Below are 19462 nucleotides of genomic sequence, written 5' to 3'. Positions count from 1 at the left end.
CAACCCGCTCGTGCTCGTCCGTCCCAAGAACGGAGCTGACGCACATGAACCGCCGTACAGTCCTGGCCCTGGCCGTGGGAGCCGCCCTGCTCGTCCCGGGGTGCACCGGCACCGGAGGTTCCACGAAAGGCGCCGACGCGAAGGCCGCTGACGACCCGTCAAAGGTCACCGGAACCATCAAAGTCCTCACCGTGCGGACCGACCTCGTGCAGGACGGCACGATGAAGAGGTACGCCGCCGAGTTCAACAAGACCTATCCCAAGGTCAAGGTCGAGTTCGAGGCCCTCACCAACTACGAGGCCGAAGTCAAGATCCGTATGAACACGGAGAACTACGGCGACGTCCTGCTGATCCCCGCGGTCATCAAGAAGGCCGACTACCCGAAGTTCTTCGCCTCCCTCGGCACCCAGGCCGAGCGCGGCAAGAAGTACCGCTTCACCGACTTCACCACCGTCGACGGCAAGGTCTACGGACAGACCACGAACGGCGGGATGCCCGGCTTCGTCTACAACAAGCGGATCTGGAAGGAGGCCGGGATCACCGAATGGCCCACCACCCCGGCCGAGTTCCTCGCAAGCCTCAAGGCCATCAAGGCCAAGACCGACGCCATCCCGTACTACACCAACTTCTCGGCCGGCTGGACGCTCACCTCGTGGACGTACGTCGACGGCGCCGTCCACTGCGACCCGCAGGCGACCACGAAACTGGCCGAGGGCGACCCGTGGGCGAAGGACGCCGACCTGCGCGTCGGCGACACCCTGCTCTACGACATCGTGAAGTCCGGCCTCGTCGAGAAGGACCCCACGACGAGCAACTGGGAGGAGTCCAAGCCCCGCACCGCGAAGGGCGAGATCGCGACGCAGTGGCTGGGCACCTGGGCCATCGTCCAGTTCCAGGACGCCGCCAAGAAAGCCGGGGCCGACCCCGACGACATCGGCTTCATGCCCTTCCCGTCCCAGACGAACGGCAAGTTCTGCGCGACCGTCGCCCCGGACTACAACCAGGCCGTCAACGTCCACTCCAAGCACAAGGAAGCGGCCCGCGCCTGGATCGACTGGTTCACCGACAAGTCCACCTACGTCGAGGACAACCTCGCCATCTCCCCGCTCAAGGACGCGCCCATGCCCGAGGTCCTCAAGCCGTACGAGGAGGCGGGCGTCCAGCTCATCGAGGTGGACGACACCAAGGGCGCGGAGGTCAAGCAGATCGACAACACCTCGGAGGTCGGCATCTACGCCCCCGAGTACCGCCAGAACCTGGTCGACCTGGCCCGGGGCGCGCGCAAGGGCAGCCTCGACGACTTCCTCGCCGACCTCAGCGAGCGCTGGACGGACGCCCAGAAGGCCGCGGGGTCCTGACCGATGACGGACACCACTCAGAAGGCGGCAGCGAAGACCGCCGCGGGGGCGGCACCGGCCGCCCCCGTCCCGGCCCCCGCCGCGCGCCGGCACCGCGTGTGGCGCGGGGTCACCCCGTGGCTCTTCCTCATCGCCCCGCTCGCCCTGCTGATCACCTTCACCTACGCGCCGATCGCCAACATGGTGGCGTACAGCCTCACCGACTGGGACGGCGTGAGCCCCGAACTGCGCTACACGGGCGCCGGGAACTACGAGGAGATCTTCACCCGCCCGGAACTCTTCGAGGTGTTCTGGGTCAGCGGCTACTACCTGGCCGCCTCCGCCCTCCAGATCGTCGCCGCGCTCTACTTCGCGACGATCCTGAGCTTCAACATCCGCTTCCGGAACTTCTTCAAGGGCGTGCTGTTCTTCCCGTATCTGATCAACGGGGTGGCGATCGGCTTCGTCTTCCTCTACTTCTTCCAGGACGGCGGCACCCTCGACTCGGTCCTGAGCCTCTTCGGAGTGCAGACCGACCACGCCTGGCTCGGCACCCCGGTCTCCGCCAACACCTCGCTCGCCGGCGTCTCGATGTGGCGCTATCTGGGCCTGAACTTCGTCCTGTTCCTCGGCGCGATCCAGTCGATCCCGGGGGAGCTGTACGAGGCGGCCGAACTGGACGGCGCGAACCGCTGGCACCAGTTCCGCTACATCATCGCGCCGGGCATCAAACCGGTGCTGACCCTGACAGTCATCCTCTCGATCTCCGGCTCGCTGTCGGCCTTCGAGATCCCGTACATCATGACCGGCGGCGCCACCGGCACCGAGACCTTCGTGATCCAGACGGTCAACCTGGCCTTCCGCTTCAACAAGACGGGCCTCGCCTCGGCCGCCGCGGTGGTCCTGCTGCTGATCATCCTGCTGGTGACCTGGGTCCAGCGGCGCCTCGTCCCCGACGACAAGGTGGATCTCGTATGACACGCCACGCGGTGTCCCGCGCTCTCGTCTACCTGTCCCTGAGCGCCGCGACCGTGGTGGTCCTGCTGCCGCTGGTCGTCGTCCTGCTGACCTCGCTCAAGTCGGAGAAGGAGATGGCGAATTCGAGCGGCGCCCTGAGTCTCCCCGACAACCCGCTGAACTTCGGCAACTACGTGTCGGCGTTCCAGGACGGCGAGATGCTCTCCGCCTTCGCCAACACGGCGGTCATCCTGCTGATCTCGATCGGCGGCACGGTCCTCATCGGCTCGATGACCGCGTACGCCATCGACCGCTTCACCTTCCGCTTCCGCAGACTGGTGGTGGCGCTCTTCCTGATCGCCGCGCTGGTCCCCGGTGTGACGACCCAGGTGGCGACCTTCCAGATCGTCAACAGCTTCGGCATGTTCGACACCCTCTGGGCGCCGATCGCGCTCTACATGGGCACGGACATCGTCTCGATCTACATCTTCCTGCAGTTCGTCAGGTCGATCCCGATCTCCCTGGACGAGTCGGCCCGCCTGGACGGGGCCAACACGTTCACCATCTACTGGCGGATCATCTTCCCGCTGCTGAAGCCGGCGATAGCGACGGTGGTGATAGTGAAGGGGATCACGGTCTACAACGACTTCTACATCCCCTTCCTCTACATGCCGTCGGAAGATCTTGGCGTGATCTCGACGTCCCTGTTCCGCTTCCGGGGCCCGTACGCGGCGCACTGGGAGGTCATCTCGGCGGGAGCGGTGCTGGTGATCCTGCCGACGCTGATCGTCTTCCTGAGCCTGCAACGCTTCATCTACAACGGTTTCATGCGAGGAGCGACCAGATAGGAGACCTCTCAGGCGGACAAGGCACTCACGAGAACCGGAGTGACGAGCTCGACCTGCCACGGCCGAGCCCCGTACCCCGCAAGCGCCGCGCCCACGGACTCCGCGTCCACGTTCTTCGGCGGCTCCCAGCAGACCCGTCGAACCGTGTCCGGAGTGATCAGGTTCTCCTGAGGCATGTTGAGCCGCTCCGCCAGCGCGGAGACCCCGGCCCGAGCCGCGGACAACCGAGCCGCGGCGGCGGGGTCCTTGTCGGCCCAGGCCCGAGGCGGCGGCGGCCCCGTGACCGGCTGGCCAGGCGCGGGCAACTGCGCCTCGGACAGTCCCTTGGCCCGGTCCACCGCGGCCTGCCACTGCTCCAGCTGCCGCCGCCCCATCCGCTGCCCGAACCCGTTCAGCGCGGCCAGTGCTTGCGCATCGGCCGGAAGGGAAAGCGCCGCCTCCACGATGGCCGTGTCCGACAGCACCTTGCCCGGCGACACATCCCGCCGCTGGGCGATCCGGTCCCGCGTCTGCCACAGCTCCCGCACCACGGCCAGCTGCCGACGCCGCCGCACCTTGTGCATCCCGGACGTCCGACGCCAGGGATCCTTACGAGGCTCGGGCGGCGGAGCCGAAGCGATCGCGTCGAACTCCTGCCGCGCCCACTCCAGCTTCCCCTGCCGGTCCAGCTCCTTCTCCAGCGCGTCCCGCAGGTCGACGAGGAGCTCCACGTCCAGCGCCGCGTAGCGCAGCCACGGCTCGGGCAGCGGACGCGTCGACCAGTCGACCGCGGAGTGTCCCTTTTCCAGTACGAAGCCCAGGACGCCCTCGACCATCGCGCCGAGGCCGACCCGGGGGAACCCGGCGAGCCGTCCGGCGAGCTCGGTGTCGAAGAGGGAGGTGGGCACCATGCCTATCTCGCGCAGACATGGAAGATCCTGCGTGGCGGCGTGCAGCACCCACTCCACACCGGACAGCGCCTCGCCGAGCCCGGAGAGGTCGGGGCAGGCCACGGGGTCGATCAGCGCGGATCCCGCGCCCTCGCGGCGCAGCTGGACGAGGTAGGCGCGCTGTCCGTAGCGGTAGCCGGACGCGCGTTCGGCGTCGACGGCGACGGGTCCTGAGCCGGCCGCGAACGCGGCGATCACCCGGGCGAGCGTGTCCTCGTCGGCCACCACAGGCGGGATGCCCTCGCGCGGTTCGAGCAAAGGAATCGGCTCGGGACCCGGTTCAGGATCGGGCGCCCCCGTAACAGAAGATCCGCCGTCGTCCGGAGGGGCGCCTCCGGTGGTTCGCAGTGAGCTGTCTGCTGCGGTGTCTTGGGCGTCGGTCACATGTCAAGGGTATCTGTGTATGGACAGCGCCCGCCGACGGAACGTTCCGTCGACGGGCGCCTGAGGGTCGTAAACCAGTCAGGTCGGTGAATCCTCGGGTTCACGACCGATCGGGGGCGTGCTCCGGGATCCAGGACTGATCCAGTTCACGTCCGTGAAGGGGGGAAGGTCAGTGGATGATGCCCGTGCGCAGGGCCACCGCGACCATGCCGGCGCGGTCGCCGGTGCCCAGCTTGCGGGCGATGCGGGCGAGGTGGCTCTTGACGGTCAGCGCGGACAGGCCCATCGAGACGCCGATGGCCTTGTTGGACTGGCCCTCCGCGACCAGTCGCAGCACCTCGACCTCGCGGCCGGAGAGCTCGCGGTAGCCGCCCGGGTGGCTCGGGGCACCCGGGGGGCGGCGGTGCATTCCGGCGGCGCGGGAGCCGATGGGCGCGGCGCCCGGTCGGGAGGGGAGCCCGACGTTGGTGCGGGTGCCGGTGACGACGTAGCCCTTGACGCCGCCCGCGAGGGCGTTGCGCACGGCGCCGATGTCGTCGGCCGCGGAGAGGGCGAGGCCGTTGGGCCAGCCCGCGGCGCGGGTCTCGGACAGGAGGGTCAGGCCGGAGCCGTCGGGCAGGTGGACGTCGGCGACGCAGATGTCACGGGGGTTGCCGATACGGGGACGGGCCTCGGCGACGGACGAGGCCTCGATGACATCGCGTACACCGAGCGCCCAGAGGTGGCGGGTGACGGTGGAGCGGACGCGCGGGTCGGCCACGACCACCATCGCGGTCGGCTTGTTCGGGCGGTAGGCGACCAGGCTTGCGGGCTGCTCGAGGAGAACGGACACCAGGCCTCCTGGGGTGGGGGACGGCTGTGAGGTCACAGACGTCTTCGGCATCAAACCCATAGGCCTTTAGAGAAAGATCACGATCTAGTGAGTAACAATTGGTGCAATTCGGACGTGTGGTCGATCGTTCGGTGAACGATTGGGTTCGTTCGAGGGATCACTCCTGACCGAATGTGGCCGTGTCGACAAAGTGATCCCGAAGAACCGAACGTCAGCGGGACTGCGGTCCCCGCCGCTGCGGCAACGTCACGACCGACGCGTCGCCCGGACCGGCCGGCGGCAGGCCCGCGACCTGGGCCAGCAGATCGCACCAGGCCGCCAGATGACCCGCCGTGTCCGGCACGCCGCCCAGGCCCTCACGAGGCGTCCAGGACGCCCGGATCTCGATCTGCGAGGCGGCCGGACGCTCGGCGAGGCCACCGAAGTAGTGGGAGCTCGCCCGCGTGACCGTGCCACTGGGCTCACCGCACGCCAGACCACGCGCCTGGAGCGCACCCGTCAGCCACGACCAGCACACGTCGGGCAGCAGCGGATCCGCCGCCATCTCCGGCTCCAGCTCCGCGCGCACCAGCGTCACCAGCCGGAACGTGCCCCGCCAGGCGTCATGCCCGTCCGGGTCGTGCAGCAGCACCAGCCGGCCGTCGGCCAGGTCCTGGTCGCCGTCGACGACCGCGGCCTCCAGCGCGTAGGCGAAGGGCGCGAGCCGCTGCGGCGCGCGCGTCGGCTCCACCTCGATCTGCGGTCGCAGCCGGGCCGCCCTCAGTGCATCGACGGCGGCCCGGAAGGGCGGCGGAGCGTCACTGCTCGCATTCCGGTCCCCCTCCTTCGCGTCGTCCATTCCGCCAGCGCCGTCCGACAGTCGTCCCTGAGCCGCAGCCATGCGGGAAGATTAGGGGAACCATGGCTCGGCGCGGGCCAGACACCCCGTGGCCCGGCGCGGGGGCCGCCGCGGAAGCCGACCAGGGTCGAGAACCGCCCCTGGCGCCGTGCGAGACTTTCCCCCGTGAGTGCCAACGAGAGCCAGCCGACCGCCACGTACGATTCCGCCTTCCTCAAGGCCTGCAGGCGCGAGCCCGTGCCGCACACCCCGGTGTGGTTCATGCGGCAGGCCGGGCGCTCACTGCCGGAGTACCGCAAGGTCCGCGAGGGCGTCGGGATGCTCGAGTCCTGCATGCGGCCCGAGCTGGTCACCGAGATCACCCTCCAGCCGGTGCGCCGGCACCACGTGGACGCGGCGATCTACTTCAGTGACATCGTCGTCCCGCTCAAGGCCATCGGCATCGACCTCGACATCAAGCCCGGCGTCGGCCCGGTCGTCGAGAAGCCGATCCGCACCCGCGCCGACCTGGCCCAGCTCCGCGACCTCACCCCCGAGGACGTCTCCTACGTCACCGAGGCCATCGGCCTGCTGACCCGCGAGCTCGGCGCCACCCCGCTCATCGGTTTCGCGGGCGCGCCTTTCACCCTCGCGAGTTACCTCGTCGAGGGCGGACCGTCGCGGACGTACGAGAACGCCAAGGCGATGATGTACGGCGACCCCGAACTCTGGGCCGACCTGCTCGACCGCCTCGCAGAGATCACGGCCGCCTTCCTGAAGGTGCAGATCGAGGCCGGCGCCTCGGCGGTCCAGCTGTTCGACTCCTGGGCCGGCGCGCTCTCCCCGGCCGACTACACGAACTCGGTGCTGCCGCACTCCGCCAAGGTCTTCGACGCGGTCGCCGGGTACGGCGTCCCGCGCATCCACTTCGGTGTCGGCACCGGTGAGCTGCTGAAGCTGATGGGCGAGGCCGGCGCGGACGTCGTCGGCGTCGACTGGCGCGTCCCGCTCGACGAGGCGGTGCGCCGGGTCGGCCCCGGCAAGGCGCTCCAGGGCAACCTCGACCCGACCGTCCTGTTCGCCGGCACGGAGGCCGTCGAGGCCAAGACCCGCGAGGTGCTGGACTCCGCGAAGGACCTCGAGGGCCATGTCTTCAACCTCGGTCACGGCGTCATGCCGTCCACCGACCCGGACGCGCTGACCCGCCTTGTGGAGTACGTCCACACGCAGACCGCCCACTGATCTACCACGTGTGCCGGGGCCGCGCCTTCCTGCCGAACAGCAGACCGCGCGGTTCCGGCGGCTGGGGCGTGCCCGCCCTGAGCGGCCAGGCCAGCAGCATGCCCGCGAGGAAGCCCACGATGTGCGCCGCGTACGCCACGGTCCCGGCGTCGGAGACGCCCTCGCCGGACGAGTACACGGCCTGGAGCACGAACCAGAACCCCAGCACCAGCCAGGCCGGCAGCCTGAGCGGCAGGAAGATCAGGAACGGCACCAGGACCCACACCCTGGCCTTCGGATACAGCACCAGATAGGCGCCGAGCACTCCGGCGATGGCTCCCGACGCGCCGATCAGGGGGTCGCCCGAGTCGTCGTTGAGGAGCGCGAAGCCGTACGACGCCGCGTAGCCGCAGACGACGTAGAAGAGCGCGAACCGCACATGGCCCATGCGGTCCTCGACGTTGTTGCCGAAGATCAGCAGGAAGAGCATGTTGCCCAGCAGGTGCAGCCAGCCGCCGTGCAGGAACATCGCGGTGAACACGGACACCACGGGTGACTTGTCGTACGCCGGCGGCCCGACCACGCAGCCCTGGCCGCCGGGCCCCACGTCACCGGTGGGGACCACCTGGGGCAGCTGATGGTGGATCAGCTCCTGCGGCACCGCCGCGTAGTGATCCAGGAACGCCTGCAGATGGCAGAGCTGGGACAGGCTGCTGTCGCCCGCCACGGAGCCGGCCAGGCCGGGCGTGTACAGGAAGACCAGTACGTTCGCGGCGATCAGCGCGTACGTCACCACGGGGGTGCGGCGCACCGGGTTCACGTCATGGACGGGGATGACCACAAGGAAGTACTGCCCGCGATGTGGTCCGCGAATCGGTGAACACCGGCACGCACGCGTGCGTATGACTCCTCAACCGCCCGCGGCGCGGGGAAGGCGGGTCGCGGGGTGCTGCATTTTCCCGGGGGCGTTGACATCAGCGGCTGTCGCCGCGGGCCCCCGGACCCCCAGCAGAAAAGCAGGTCAGTGCAGATGACCGGCGCGAACATTGCGCGGCAAACCTGAGTAAACGTGAGGAACAGGCGATGAACGACCGAGTTACTCCTCCGATCCATGCGCTGCCGGACGGCGAGGCGGAAGTCGCCGTCGTGCTGCGGCTGCCGTGGGAAGACGTGGCCCGGCTGGGCCAGGACGCGGGGCGGCTCGCCTCGCAGATGCAGCGGCCCGTGACCCTCGACGAGGCGGTGAGCCACCGGCTGCGGTCGACCCGGCCCGCGGCCCACGCGAAACCGGCGGGGGAGCAGCCCGCCGCGGTGGCGCCGAGCGCCTCCGTCTCCTCCCTGCCGCCCCGCCCGCCCGCCGACCAGGCCCGTCAGGCCATCGAACGGATCAACGGCTCGGCATAGCCGTCAGGAGGCCCGCACTTTCAGCGCCGCCTTGCGGGCCGCCACCAGCACCGGGTCCCACACCGGGCTGAACGGTGGGGCGTAGCCCAGGTCCAGGGCCGTCATCGCCTCCACCGTCATCCCGGCCGTGAGCGCCACCGCCGCGATGTCGACCCGCTTGCCCGCGCCCTCCCTCCCGACGATCTGCACACCGAGGAGCCGCCCCGTGCGGCGCTCGGCGAGCATCTTCACCGTCATGGGGGAGGCGCCGGGGTAGTAGCCCGCGCGGGACGTGGACTCGATGGTGACCGCCACGAACTGGAGCCCCGCCCTGCGCGCGTCCTTCTCCCGCAGACCCGTGCGGGCGATCTCCAGGTCGCACACCTTGCTCACCGCCGTGCCGACCACACCCGGGAAGGTCGCGTAGCCGCCGCCCACGTTCGCGCCGATGATCTGCCCGTGTTTGTTGGCGTGGGTGCCGAGGGCGATGTGCCGCTCCTGCCCGGAGACCAGGTCGAGGACCTCCACGCAGTCCCCGCCCGCCCAGATGTTCTCGTGCCCGCGCACCCGCATGGCGAGGTCGGTCAGGAGCCCGTCGTGGTGCCCCACGGGCAGCCCCGCCGCCTTGGCCAGCGAGGTCTCCGGGCGTACGCCGATGCCCAGCACCACCACGTCCGCCGGGTACTCGGCGTCCTCCGTGGCCACCGCGCGCACCCGGCCGTCCTCGCCGGTCAGGACCTTGGTGACCTCCGCGTCGTTGACCATGGTGATCCCCATGCCCTCCATCGCCTCGTGCACCAGCCGGCCCATGTCCGCGTCGAGCGTGGACATCGGCTCGCTGCCGCGGTTGACGACGGTCACCTCGTAGCCCCGGTTGATGAGGGCCTCGGCCATCTCCACGCCGATGTACCCGGCGCCGACCACCACCGCCTTGCGGCCACGCGTGCGTGTCAGCGTGTCGAGCAGCGCCTGGCCGTCGTCCAGGGTCTGCACCCCGTGCAGACCCGGCGCATCCGCACCCGGCATCTCCGGTCGGATCGGGCGGGCGCCGGTCGCGATCACGAGTTTGTCGTACGACGTCCAGGACTCGGCCCCGGAATCGAGGTCACGCGCGCGTACCCGCTGTCCGGCCACGTCGATCTCCGTGACCTCCGTGCGCATGCGCAGATCGATGTCACGGGCCCGGTGCTCCTCGGGCGTCCGTGCGATCAGCTCGTCGCGCTCCTCGACGTCACCGCCCACCCAGTACGGGATGCCACACGCCGAGTACGAGGTGAAGTGACCCCGCTCGAACGCCACGATCTCCAGTGCCCCGGACCCCTTCAGCCGGCGCGCCTGTGACGCCGCGGACATCCCCGCGGCGTCACCGCCGATCACGACCAGCCGTTCCCTCGCAGCGCTCATGTTCATGCGAACACGCTACGTGCGCAGGGCATTTCAGTCCTGCTCGCCCTCCTGCTCGGTGCGTCCCGGCTGCGGTGCCGGACGGGCCGTCGGCAGCGGGCCCAGCAGGCTCGACGCGCTCGCCGGGGCCGGGCGGCGGGGCAGCCGGGGGCGTACCCAGCGCAGCCAGATCAGCAGGATCAGGGCCAGCACCGCGGCGAAGGGCAGCACCGCGGCCAGGGCGACCACGATCCAGCGCAGCATGGACACGAACGCGTCCCAGCCGCCCGTCAGCGCGTCCAGGACCCCCGGGTCGTCGTCCTCGGCGGCCTTCGTCACCGGCTTCTCGGACAGGGACAGGGTGATCGTGGCCAGGCTCGTGCGGTCCTTCAGGGACGCCTGCCGGGCGAGCAGTGCCTCCAGGTCGGCCTGACGGGTGCTCAGCTCGCCCTCCAGGGTCACCACGTCGCTCAGCTTGGTGGCCTGGTCCATCAGCTCCCGGATCCGCGCCACGCTCGCGCGCTGCGTCTTGATGCGGCTCTCCACGTCCACGACCTGCTCGGTGACGTCCTGCGCCTTCGCCGTACGCTCCAGCAGCTTGCCCGAGCCCTCCAGTTCGGCGAGGACCTCCTCGTACTGGTCGGCGGGCACCCGCAGGGTCACCTGTGTCTCCTCGGTGCCCTCCTCGTCGCGGAAGGTGGACTCCTTGCCCACGTAGCCGCCCGCGTTCACGGTGGCCGTGCGGGCCGCCTCCAGCGCCTTCGGCACGTTCTTGACCTGCACGGTCAGTTCGGCGGTGCGGATGATGTGGCTCGTCGGGAGCTTGGGCGCGGTGGAGGCCTGCTTGCCGCCGCCGGCCGCGTCGTCCGCGGCGCCGCCCGGGGCGGCCTCCTTGGCCTGCGACTGGGCGGCGTCGGAGTCGGCCAAGGAGTCACCGGAATCGTCTCCCGCGCCGGTGCAGCCGGTCAGGGCCAGGGCCGTCGCCAGCAGGAGCCCGGCCAATGCCGGGACCGGTCGTACGGAGCGTCGTGCGCGCATGGGCCTACCCCCGAGGGTCGTGACGAACTGACGCTTCTTCGACGCCGGGACGCACCGGAACGTTGGGGCGGAACGATCCCGATGCGGTCACGGTCAGGACTCGGACGGGCCATATGGCCCTGGCCGGACTGTCGGTGGCGTCTGAGAGGGTGGAGCCATGAGCGGATCAGGTACGGCGGAGCACGTCGTCGTCATCGGAGCCGGGATCGCGGGCCTCGCCGCCGCGCACCGGCTGCTTCAGCGCGGGGCGCGGGTGACCGTCCTGGAGGCGTCCGGCCGCGTCGGCGGCAAGCTGCTGCCCGGCGAGATCGCCGACGCGCGCGTGGACCTCGGGGCCGAGTCGATGCTGGCGCGCAGACCGGAGGCGATCGCCCTCGCCCGCGAGGTGGGCCTCGACAGCCGCCTGAAACCGCCGGCCACCGCGACCGCCTCGATCTGGACCCGCGGCGCCCTGCGCCCCATGCCCAGGGGCCATGTGATGGGCGTCCCCGGCACCGCGTCCGCCCTGTCCGGCGTCCTGTCCGACGAGGGCCTCGCCCGCATCGAGCGCGACGCCGACCTGCCGCGCACGGAGGTCGGCGACGACGTGGCGGTGGGCGCGTACGTGGCGGAGCGCCTCGGCCGCGAGGTCGTCGACCGCCTGATCGAGCCGATGCTCGGCGGCGTGTACGCGGGCGACGCCTACCGCATCTCGATGCGCTCGGCGGTCCCGCAGCTCTTCCAGGCCGCGAAGACGCACTCCTCGCTGACGGAAGCGGTCCGCGAGATCCAGGCGAAGGCCGCCGGCACCCAGCAGGCGGGGCCGGTGTTCATGGGCATCGAAGGCGGCGTGGGCAGCCTGCCGCTCGCGGTCGCCGAGTCCGTACGCGCGCGTGGGGGAGAGATCCTCACCGGCACACCCGTGACCGAACTCCGACGTGAGGGAGCCGGGGGCTGGCGGATCGTCGCCGGCGATCGTGTCCTGCACGCCGACTCCGTGGTCGTCGCCGTCCCGGCTCCCGCCGCCGCGGACCTCCTGCGCGCCGAAGCCCCTGAGGCCGCCGCCGAACTGGCCGGCGTGGAGTACGCCTCCATGGCCCTGATCACCCTCGCCTACCGCCGCGCGGACACCGCCCTCCCGGCGGGCAGCGGCTTCCTCGTGCCGCCGGTCGACGGGCGCACCATCAAGGCGTCCACGTTCGCCTCCCAGAAGTGGGGCTGGATCGCCGACGAGAACCCGGACGTCGTCGTCCTGCGCACCTCGGTCGGCCGCTACGGCGAGACGGCGATCCTGGAACGCGACGACGCCGACCTCGTCGACGTCTCCCGGCACGACCTGAAGACGGCCACCGACCTCGACGCGCGCCCCCTCGAAACCCGCGTCACCCGCTGGACCGACGGCCTGCCGCAATACCCCGTCGGCCACTACGCGCGCGTGGCGCGCATCCGCGAGCACGTGGCCAAGCTCCCGGGCCTCGCGGTCTGCGGAGCGCAGTACGACGGCGTCGGCATCCCGGCGTGCATCGCGAGCGCGTACGCGGCGGTCGACCAGATCCACGGCGATGCCCGCGGTGTGCAGGAGCTCACCGCCAACCCGGTGCAGAGTCTGCACGGAGGAGCAGGAGAATAAGGACCATGAGCAACGACGCCCCCACCCCCGAGGCCGGCCGGATCCCGAACAAGGGCAAGCTGGCCAAGGACCTCAACGAGGTCATCCGCTACACGCTCTGGTCCGTCTTCAAGCTGAAGGACGTGCTCCCCGAGGACCGCGCGGGCTACGCCGACGAGGTCCAGGAGCTCTTCGACCAGCTCGCCGCCAAGGACGTCACCGTCCGCGGCACCTACGACGTGTCCGGGCTGCGCGCCGACGCCGACCTCATGATCTGGTGGCACGCGGAGACCAGCGACCAGCTCCAGGAGGCGTACAACCTCTTCCGCCGCACCAAGCTGGGCCGCGCCCTGGAGCCGGTGTGGTCGAACATGGCGCTGCACCGCCCCGCCGAGTTCAACCGCTCGCACATCCCGGCGTTCCTCGCCGACGAGACGCCGCGCAACTACGTCAGCGTCTACCCCTTCGTGCGGTCCTACGACTGGTACCTGCTGCCCGACGAGGACCGCCGCCGCATGCTCGCCGACCACGGCAAGATGGCCCGCGGCTACCCGGACGTCCGCGCCAACACGGTCGCCTCCTTCTCGCTCGGCGACTACGAATGGCTGCTGGCCTTCGAGGCCGACGAGCTGTACCGCATCGTCGACCTCATGCGCCACCTGCGTGCGTCCGAGGCCCGCATGCACGTCCGCGAGGAGGTCCCGTTCTACACGGGCCGCCGCAAGGACATCGCCGAACTGGTCGCGGGCCTCGCCTGATCAGGCCGCGGGCCGGGCGGCCGACTTCTTCAAGGAGCGGTCGCGCGGCTTGGGCTCCGGGTGCGGTGCGCACGCCGCGCGCCGCGCCGGGAGCCGCCCTTCCAGCAGATACGCGTCCACATGCCCGTTGACGCACGGGTTCGGGCCGCCCGCGATGCCGTGCGTGCCCGCGTCCCGCTCCGTCACCAGGACCGAGCCCCACAGCCGCCGGTGCATCTCCAGGGCGCCCTCGTACGGCGTCGCCGCGTCCCGCTCGGCCGCCAGGATCAGCGTCGGCGGCAGCTCACCGGGACCGGTCCGCACATCCAGCGGCTCCTGACGCGGCGCCGACCAGTACGCGCAGGGCAGGTTCATCCAGACGTTGTCCCACGTCTCGAACGGCGCCACCCGCGCCAGCCGCGTGTTGTCCCGGTCCCAGACCTTCCAGTCCGTCGGCCAGGCCGCGTCGTTGCACTCGACGGCCGAGTAGACCGCGTTGCCGTTCTCCGCCTCCTTCGCCGCCTCCGGATGCGGCCCCGCCTGCTGGATCAGCGGCTTCGGGTCGCCCTTCAGATACGCCGACAGCGCCTCCGCCCGGTGCGGCCAGTAGTCGTCGTAGTACCCGGCCGTCAGGAACGCCCCCTGCAACTGCCCGGGCCCGACCTTCCCGCCCGCCGGCTCCGCCGCCAGCCGCGCCGCCGCCCTGTCGTAGCTGCGCTGCACCCGCTCCGCCGTGTCGCCGAGCCCGTACACCTTGTCGTGCTTGGCGATCCAGTCCCGGAAGTCCGCCCAGCGGCCCTCGAACGCGGCCGACTGGTCGAGGTTGTTGCGGTACCAGATCTGCGTCGGATCCGGGTTCACCGCCGAGTCGAACACCATCCGCCGTACGTGCGAGGGGAACAGCGTCGCGTACAGCGCCCCGAAGTAGGTGCCGTACGACGCGCCCATGAACGTCAGCTTCTCCTCGCCCAGCGCGGCCCGCAGGACGTCCAGGTCACGGGCGTTGTTGAGCGAGGTGTAGTGGCGCAGTGCGCTGCCCGCCCGCTTGGCGCAGCCGCGCGCGTACGCCTTCGCCTGCGCGATGCGCTCCTGCTTGTACGACTCCGAGGGGTACGTCGGTGCCTGCGAGGGCGCCTTGAAGAAGAGCTTGGGGTCCTGGCAGGACAGGGGCGCCGAACGGCCCACCCCGCGCGGGGCGTAGCCGACGAGGTCGTACGCGGCCGCCAGCCGCTTCCACTCCGGCATCACGCCGATCAGCGGGAAGTACATGCCGGAGGCGCCGGGTCCGCCCGGGTTGAAGACCAGGGCGCCCTGACGGGGCACCTTGCGCTTGCTGTTGCGCGGGTCCTTGTGGGTGGCCCGCACGCGGCTGACGGTGAGCTTGATCTGCTTGCCGTCGGGGCGGGCGTAGTCGAGCGGGACGGAGACCGTGCCGCACTGGACGTTGCCCGGCAGGTCCTCCACCTCGGCGCACTTGCCGAAGGCGATGCCCTCGGCCTCGGCGCGCGCGGCGGCCGTCGCGGTACCGCGCACCTCGGCGGCGCCGGGAGCACCGGAGGTGCCCGACGCGCTGCCGGCCGGGGCGGCCGCGAGAGTGGTCAGGAGCAAGGTCCCGGCGGCCGAGTAGAGGGCGGGGGCTCTCATCGCGTATCCCTTCGGTGCACGGCAGCAACAAAAGGGATGTTTCGTTCGGTTGTCGGCGAAGGCAAGCACCACCCGCCCGGTGTCGGCGCCAATGCCCCCTATGCGCCCCTGGTGTGCCCGGCGCGCCAGTGCTGCTCGCGGTCGGTGAAGGCCGCGCGCAGGTCCGGTTCGCCGACGGCACGGACACCTCGTACGGCGACCGTGGTGAGGTACGTACGGTCGTCACCGCCGCCCGCCCGCCGGGGCAGCGCGCCGAGCAGCCGCTGACCCGCCGGGGAGGCCCAGCGCGAGTACGGGTGCACCTCGATGCGCGCGATGGCCAGACAGCTCAGGGTCAGCGCGAGGGGGAGCGCGAACCAGAGGGCGATCAGATGGCGCGGTACGTCCGACGGGGCGGGCGTCAGCAGCGCGGTCGCGCCCAGCGCGAGGACGACGACCGAGGCGAGCTGCACCTGGCGGACCGCGGCCGCGACCGTCGTGCGCGCCCCGTCGGGCACGGCGAGGCCGGCGCGGACGAGACGCTCGGCGAGACCGCGTACCGGGGCCGCGGTGGCGGCGGCGTCCCGGACCGGGGCGATACGGGACTGCCCCTCCGGCCCGATCGCCCCTATGACGGAGCGCTCGATCTCGTCCCGGCCGCGCGGGTCGACGACCGTCGCCCAGCCCGTGTGCGCGAGCAGCAGCCGGCGCTGGCGGGCCATGGAGACGAGGGTGAGGTCGGCGACCCGGCGCGGGCCGCCGGACAGGAACGCCGCCTCGTACAGCGTGAGGTCGTGTCCGTGGCCCGCGTCCACGTCGTCGGCCGCGGCGCGTACGGCGGCCAGGCACAACCGGGTACACGCGGTTCCGGCGGCGGCCCAGGCCAGCAGCAGGAGAAGGACCCAGAACATGACGCTGTTCTATGCGAGATGGTCTGGACTGCGCCATGCCTTGTTCACAATCCGGACGGATGTTTGCCGGTATGTGACGTTCCCCTTAGGGTTCGCGCGGGGGTGGGCTGGTGGCCGGCGGGGGGAGTGAGTAGCTCGGGGTCACCGGGACGGCCGGGGGCGGGGAAGCCGTGAGGGCGGGTGGTGCCGGGGAGTTGGTGATCGGGGGTGTGCTGCCGGCGACCATGTCCTGGGCCAGGGCGTCGAAGTCGACGTAGCCCGTGGCCTCCAGGATCTTGATGTGGTCCAGGACGGTGGTGTTGGCGTCGTCGGCGAGGGTGCGGACCAGGGCGTTGCGGGTGCTCGCCCGGACCTGGGCGACGACGGAGAAGACCTTGCCGTGCGCGAGGCGCAGGATGTTGGCGAACTCGCGGTCGTACTCGACGCCTTGGGCCGCGTTCAGGGTGGCGAGCCACTCCTTCTGCTGGTCGTTCGGCTCGTTGGGGAGCGCCAGGCCCAGCTGCGAGGCGACGTCACGCACCCGCTCGTCCAGGAAGGTGTGCCCCTCGACGAGGTGCTGTCCGGCCGTCCGTACGGCCTGTGTCGTGCCCTTCTGCTGGGCCTGCTGACCGGCGGGCAGCTCCCACAGCCCGGCCAGCCGGACCTTCGTGACGAACTCCCGGTCGAGCGCGGACAGCGGTCCGTACTGCGTCGACACGGTCTCGGCGTTGAGCACGTCGGCCGGGGTCCCCGACCGGTCGGCGTAGGACCAGATCGGGAAGATCAGCGCCACCAGGGTCGCTGTCAGACCGGTGATGATGAGCCCCGTGCCGCTGAAAATGCCACGGCCGTTGACGGGGGGTCGCGGTCGCATGGTGCCTCCTGTTACGGCACCGCACGCTAGTGGGATGTCGAGTGCGGGACTGGCATGTTACTGCGCGGTCCGCGCCAACTGCCGTACAGGAGCGAATGGTTGCATCCCGGACACCACGGGCGAATGGTGAGGGGAGGGTTGGTGGCATATCGCGGCAAAGCGTGGCGAACCGAGTGTGAGGGAGATGTGTCGAGGCTACGGTGTTAATCCCGGCACACTCGGCCGCGGTCGGTGCCGGCCGTCACCGTCGCAGCAGCACCCGCCGTGTCGCCCGTGCCAGCCGTACGGCGGGCCGGTGCGACCGCGGCCGCGTGCCCGACCGCTCCAGCCACCACTCCCGCAGCCCGGCCCGGGCGTGCGGGTCCTGCGGCAGGCCGGAGCCGAGGAGGTACCCGGCGAAGTCCAGCGCGTCCCGCCGGTAGCCGGCGCCCATCGGATGCCCGTGGGCGTACCCGAGGAACGCCGCCCGGTACCCCGCCCCGAGAATCTCCGGCAACTCCGGCGCGACCTTCGCCACCACGTCCGCCCGCTTCCCGGCCAACGCCCGCGCCTGCACCCCGACCCGCACCCGATCGAACCCCTCGGGCACGGGCGTCCCCGCGACGAGCGCGGAAAGCAGAGCGGTCTGAGCGAGGGCGAGACGCTGACGGGCGGGGGCGGTGGTGGAAGAGGCCGTGTCGGGGGTGGTGTCGGACGCGGTGGCAGTGGATCCCGCGGTGGTGTCGGGCGCGGCGCTGGGAGCCGTGTCGAGGGCGGCGCTCGTGGTCGTGGCGAGGCCGGTCTCCTGGCCCCGGTCGCCGGAGGCCGCGCGGATCCGCTCCCGCTCACCGGCGCCCGTGGCTCGCGCTCCGGCTTCCGCGGTCCGCCCCGCGGCCTGCGCGACCGACCGCCCGCCGTCCTTCTCCGAGCTCCCCCCGGCCTGCTCGCGCCCCTTCTCCACCGCGCCCCGGATCGCCGTCAGTTCCCCCTCCAGTTCGCTCGGGTCGGGGAAGTTCTCGTCCCTCTCCAGGAGCACCCCGGGCGGGGAGACGCGGGAGGCGAGGTCGGTGAGGATGTCGAGGACCGGGCGGGGGACGGGGTGGGCGTGGCTGTCGTGCCAGACGCCGTCGCGTTCGAAGCCGCCGGCCACGTGGACGTAGGCGATGGCCTCCAGGGGGAGATCGGCGAGGGCCTCGGACGGGTCCTCGCCGCGATTGACGTGGTTGGTGTGGAGGTTCGCGACGTCGATCAGCAGCCGTACGCCCGTGCGGTCGGCCAGCTCGTACAGGAACTGCCCCTCCGTCATCTCCTCGCCCGGCCAGGAGATCAGCGCGGCGATGTTCTCGACGGCGAGCGGCACGGGCAGCGCGGCCTGGGCGATACGGACGTTCTCGCACAGCACGTCGAGCGCGTCACGGGTGCGGGGGACGGGGAGCAGGTGTCCGGCCTCCAGGCGCGGCGAGGCCGTCAGGGGGCCGCCCGCCCGGACGAACGCGATGTGCTCGGTGACCAGCGGTGAGCCCAGGGCCGTGGCACGCTCGGCGAGGGCCGTCAGCCGGTCCTCGTCGGGGCGGTCCGCGCCGCCGAGGCCGAGGGAGACGCCGTGCGGGACGACGGTCACACCGCGCTCGCGCAGCCGCCGCAGCGATTCGGGAAGATGTCCGGGGCAGACGTTCTCGGCCACGGCCTCGACCCAGTCGATACCCGGCATACGCTCCACGGCGTCCGCGATCTCCGGCCGCCACCCTATTCCCGTGCCCAGTCGCTCCATCGTCCCCGTCCCTCCTCCGGCCCGCTCTCCACCCCACCTGGATCCGCTGTGTCGTCCCCTTCGACGGCTCGCTGTTTCCGGCGTGACGGGGGTATGGCCCCGGTGTCCGGCCGCGAATCCCCCCACCCCGTCGTTCAGAGGAACATTTGAGGTTCCGGCCACCTGTGCCAGGAGGTACGCGACGAAGCGCCCGACCGTTCAAGCGGGCGGCTCGCTCACCCCCCACTGCGGCGACCGCCCCAGCAACAGCAGCGTCTCCTCCAGCGGCCCGGCACCCGGCGGCACGTCCAGCACGGCGGCGAACGCGAACCCCGGGCCCCGCCCCGCCGGATCGGCCGGCACCCGCCGGGCCACGGCCAGGGCCGCCGTCAGGACCTCCTCGGGCAGCTCAAGACCGACCCCCAGCGTGGCGGCCACGTCCCAGGCATGCACGACGTAGTCGACGAAGTGGAAGCCGATCGCGAGCCGTCCGGGAAACCGCCCGCCCAGCTCGGGAAGAGTGAACTCCCGCTCCACGGCGCCCGGTTCGGCGAACGCCCCGAGGACGCTCGTCGCGGCCGCCCGATGCACCTTGGCCGGCTCGCCCATGTCCGCCGGCTCCGCCCAGTACGCCGGATCGCCGCCCGCACCCCGCGCGGCGGCCGCGAACCCGTGGTGCTGCGCGGCCATGTGCGCCACCAGCCGCCGCAGCGTCCACCCGGCACAGGGACTGTCCCGCTCCCAGTCCCCGTCCTGCGCGAGTTCCACGACACGCACGGCCTCGTACACCGCGATCCGGTCCAGCTCGACGACGTTCATGCGCACTCCTCGCTGATCGGCTGCCGGGTCCCACGATAAAAGTAAGCGAACGATCGTGCTATTTGTTTTCCGT

Annotated in this window: 18 protein-coding genes; 7 read left to right on the top strand and 11 right to left on the bottom strand. The window is 71.2% G+C overall.

The features are described 5' to 3' along the window. Positions 1-44 precede the first annotated feature (44 nt). The 3 genes from ACFY0U_RS07605 to ACFY0U_RS07595 are packed head-to-tail and all read left to right on the top strand — an operon-like array spanning position 45 to position 3142. Positions 45-1358, top strand: a complete 1314-nt coding sequence (locus ACFY0U_RS07605) for an ABC transporter substrate-binding protein (protein ID WP_388631708.1) — start codon at positions 45-47, stop codon at positions 1356-1358. 3 nt (positions 1359-1361) lie between these two features. Next, positions 1362-2315: a carbohydrate ABC transporter permease gene (locus tag ACFY0U_RS07600; protein ID WP_388631705.1), complete on the top strand. Its 954-nt coding sequence runs from the start codon at positions 1362-1364 to the stop codon at positions 2313-2315. Then, a complete protein-coding gene (locus ACFY0U_RS07595; protein ID WP_388631702.1) occupies positions 2312-3142 on the top strand; it encodes a carbohydrate ABC transporter permease in 831 nt (276 codons plus the stop codon). Before ACFY0U_RS07600 ends, ACFY0U_RS07595 begins: the two co-directional genes overlap by 4 nt. Positions 3143-3150: 8 nt before the next feature. Here the strand turns inward: ACFY0U_RS07595 and ACFY0U_RS07590 are convergent, their stop codons facing one another. From ACFY0U_RS07590 to ACFY0U_RS07580, 3 genes are all read right to left on the bottom strand, one after another. Then, a complete protein-coding gene (locus ACFY0U_RS07590) occupies positions 3151-4455 on the bottom strand; it encodes a ribonuclease D (RefSeq protein WP_388631699.1) in 1305 nt (434 codons plus the stop codon). Between the two features lie 169 nt (positions 4456-4624). Then, entirely contained in the window at positions 4625-5287 is a 663-nt protein-coding gene (locus ACFY0U_RS07585) for a response regulator transcription factor (RefSeq protein ID WP_046260003.1), read from the bottom strand. 211 nt (positions 5288-5498) lie between these two features. Further along, positions 5499-6167 carry a DUF3000 domain-containing protein gene (locus tag ACFY0U_RS07580; RefSeq protein WP_388631697.1) on the bottom strand — a complete coding sequence of 223 codons (669 nt, stop codon included), beginning with the start codon at positions 6165-6167 and terminating at the stop codon, positions 5499-5501. Positions 6168-6290: 123 nt separating this feature from the next. On the opposite strand from ACFY0U_RS07580, the gene hemE reads away from it, so the two are divergent. Then, complete coding sequence (gene hemE, locus ACFY0U_RS07575; RefSeq protein ID WP_388631694.1) at positions 6291-7346, top strand: uroporphyrinogen decarboxylase; 1056 nt, start codon at positions 6291-6293, stop codon at positions 7344-7346. 1 nt (position 7347) lies between these two features. On the opposite strand, the gene ACFY0U_RS07570 is transcribed toward hemE, so the two are convergent. Further along, positions 7348-8166 carry a rhomboid family intramembrane serine protease gene (locus ACFY0U_RS07570; RefSeq protein ID WP_388631691.1) on the bottom strand — a complete coding sequence of 273 codons (819 nt, stop codon included), beginning with the start codon at positions 8164-8166 and terminating at the stop codon, positions 7348-7350. A gap of 242 nt (positions 8167-8408) precedes the next feature. On the opposite strand from ACFY0U_RS07570, the gene ACFY0U_RS07565 reads away from it, so the two are divergent. Next, positions 8409-8729, top strand: coding sequence for a hypothetical protein (locus ACFY0U_RS07565; RefSeq protein ID WP_388631688.1), 321 nt, complete (start codon positions 8409-8411; stop codon positions 8727-8729). 3 nt (positions 8730-8732) lie between these two features. Here ACFY0U_RS07565 and ACFY0U_RS07560 read toward each other — a convergent pair whose 3' ends face one another. Continuing rightward, a complete protein-coding gene (locus ACFY0U_RS07560; protein ID WP_388631685.1) occupies positions 8733-10118 on the bottom strand; it encodes an FAD-dependent oxidoreductase in 1386 nt (461 codons plus the stop codon). Positions 10119-10145: 27 nt separating this feature from the next. Then, positions 10146-11129 carry a DUF4349 domain-containing protein gene (locus ACFY0U_RS07555; RefSeq protein ID WP_388631682.1) on the bottom strand — a complete coding sequence of 328 codons (984 nt, stop codon included), beginning with the start codon at positions 11127-11129 and terminating at the stop codon, positions 10146-10148. 157 nt (positions 11130-11286) lie between these two features. Between ACFY0U_RS07555 and hemG the strand changes: the two genes are divergently transcribed. Next, positions 11287-12738 (top strand): protoporphyrinogen oxidase, encoded by a 1452-nt coding sequence (gene hemG / locus ACFY0U_RS07550; protein ID WP_388631679.1) that lies wholly within the window; start codon positions 11287-11289, stop codon positions 12736-12738. 5 nt (positions 12739-12743) lie between these two features. Then, positions 12744-13475 (top strand): hydrogen peroxide-dependent heme synthase, encoded by a 732-nt coding sequence (gene hemQ / locus ACFY0U_RS07545; protein WP_388631677.1) that lies wholly within the window; start codon positions 12744-12746, stop codon positions 13473-13475. On the opposite strand, the gene ACFY0U_RS07540 is transcribed toward hemQ, so the two are convergent. From ACFY0U_RS07540 to ACFY0U_RS07520, 5 genes are all read right to left on the bottom strand, one after another. Further along, positions 13476-15098 (bottom strand): alpha/beta hydrolase, encoded by a 1623-nt coding sequence (locus ACFY0U_RS07540; protein ID WP_388631674.1) that lies wholly within the window; start codon positions 15096-15098, stop codon positions 13476-13478. 98 nt (positions 15099-15196) lie between these two features. Next, positions 15197-15988 carry a TIGR04222 domain-containing membrane protein gene (locus ACFY0U_RS07535; RefSeq protein WP_388631672.1) on the bottom strand — a complete coding sequence of 264 codons (792 nt, stop codon included), beginning with the start codon at positions 15986-15988 and terminating at the stop codon, positions 15197-15199. An 85-nt stretch (positions 15989-16073) separates the two neighbouring features. Beyond that, positions 16074-16841 carry a DUF4142 domain-containing protein gene (locus tag ACFY0U_RS07530; RefSeq protein ID WP_388631669.1) on the bottom strand — a complete coding sequence of 256 codons (768 nt, stop codon included), beginning with the start codon at positions 16839-16841 and terminating at the stop codon, positions 16074-16076. 241 nt (positions 16842-17082) lie between these two features. Beyond that, entirely contained in the window at positions 17083-18591 is a 1509-nt protein-coding gene (locus ACFY0U_RS07525) for a DUF692 domain-containing protein (protein WP_388631666.1), read from the bottom strand. A 198-nt stretch (positions 18592-18789) separates the two neighbouring features. After that, a complete protein-coding gene (locus ACFY0U_RS07520) occupies positions 18790-19389 on the bottom strand; it encodes a TIGR03086 family metal-binding protein (RefSeq protein WP_388631664.1) in 600 nt (199 codons plus the stop codon). Positions 19390-19462 lie beyond the last annotated feature (73 nt).

The sequence above is a fragment of the Streptomyces sp. NPDC001536 genome (assembly GCF_042894505.1).
Classification (GTDB): domain Bacteria; phylum Actinomycetota; class Actinomycetes; order Streptomycetales; family Streptomycetaceae; genus Streptomyces.
The sequence above is the reverse complement of the archived record's forward strand: the minus strand, read 5'-3'. Positions and strand labels throughout refer to the sequence as shown.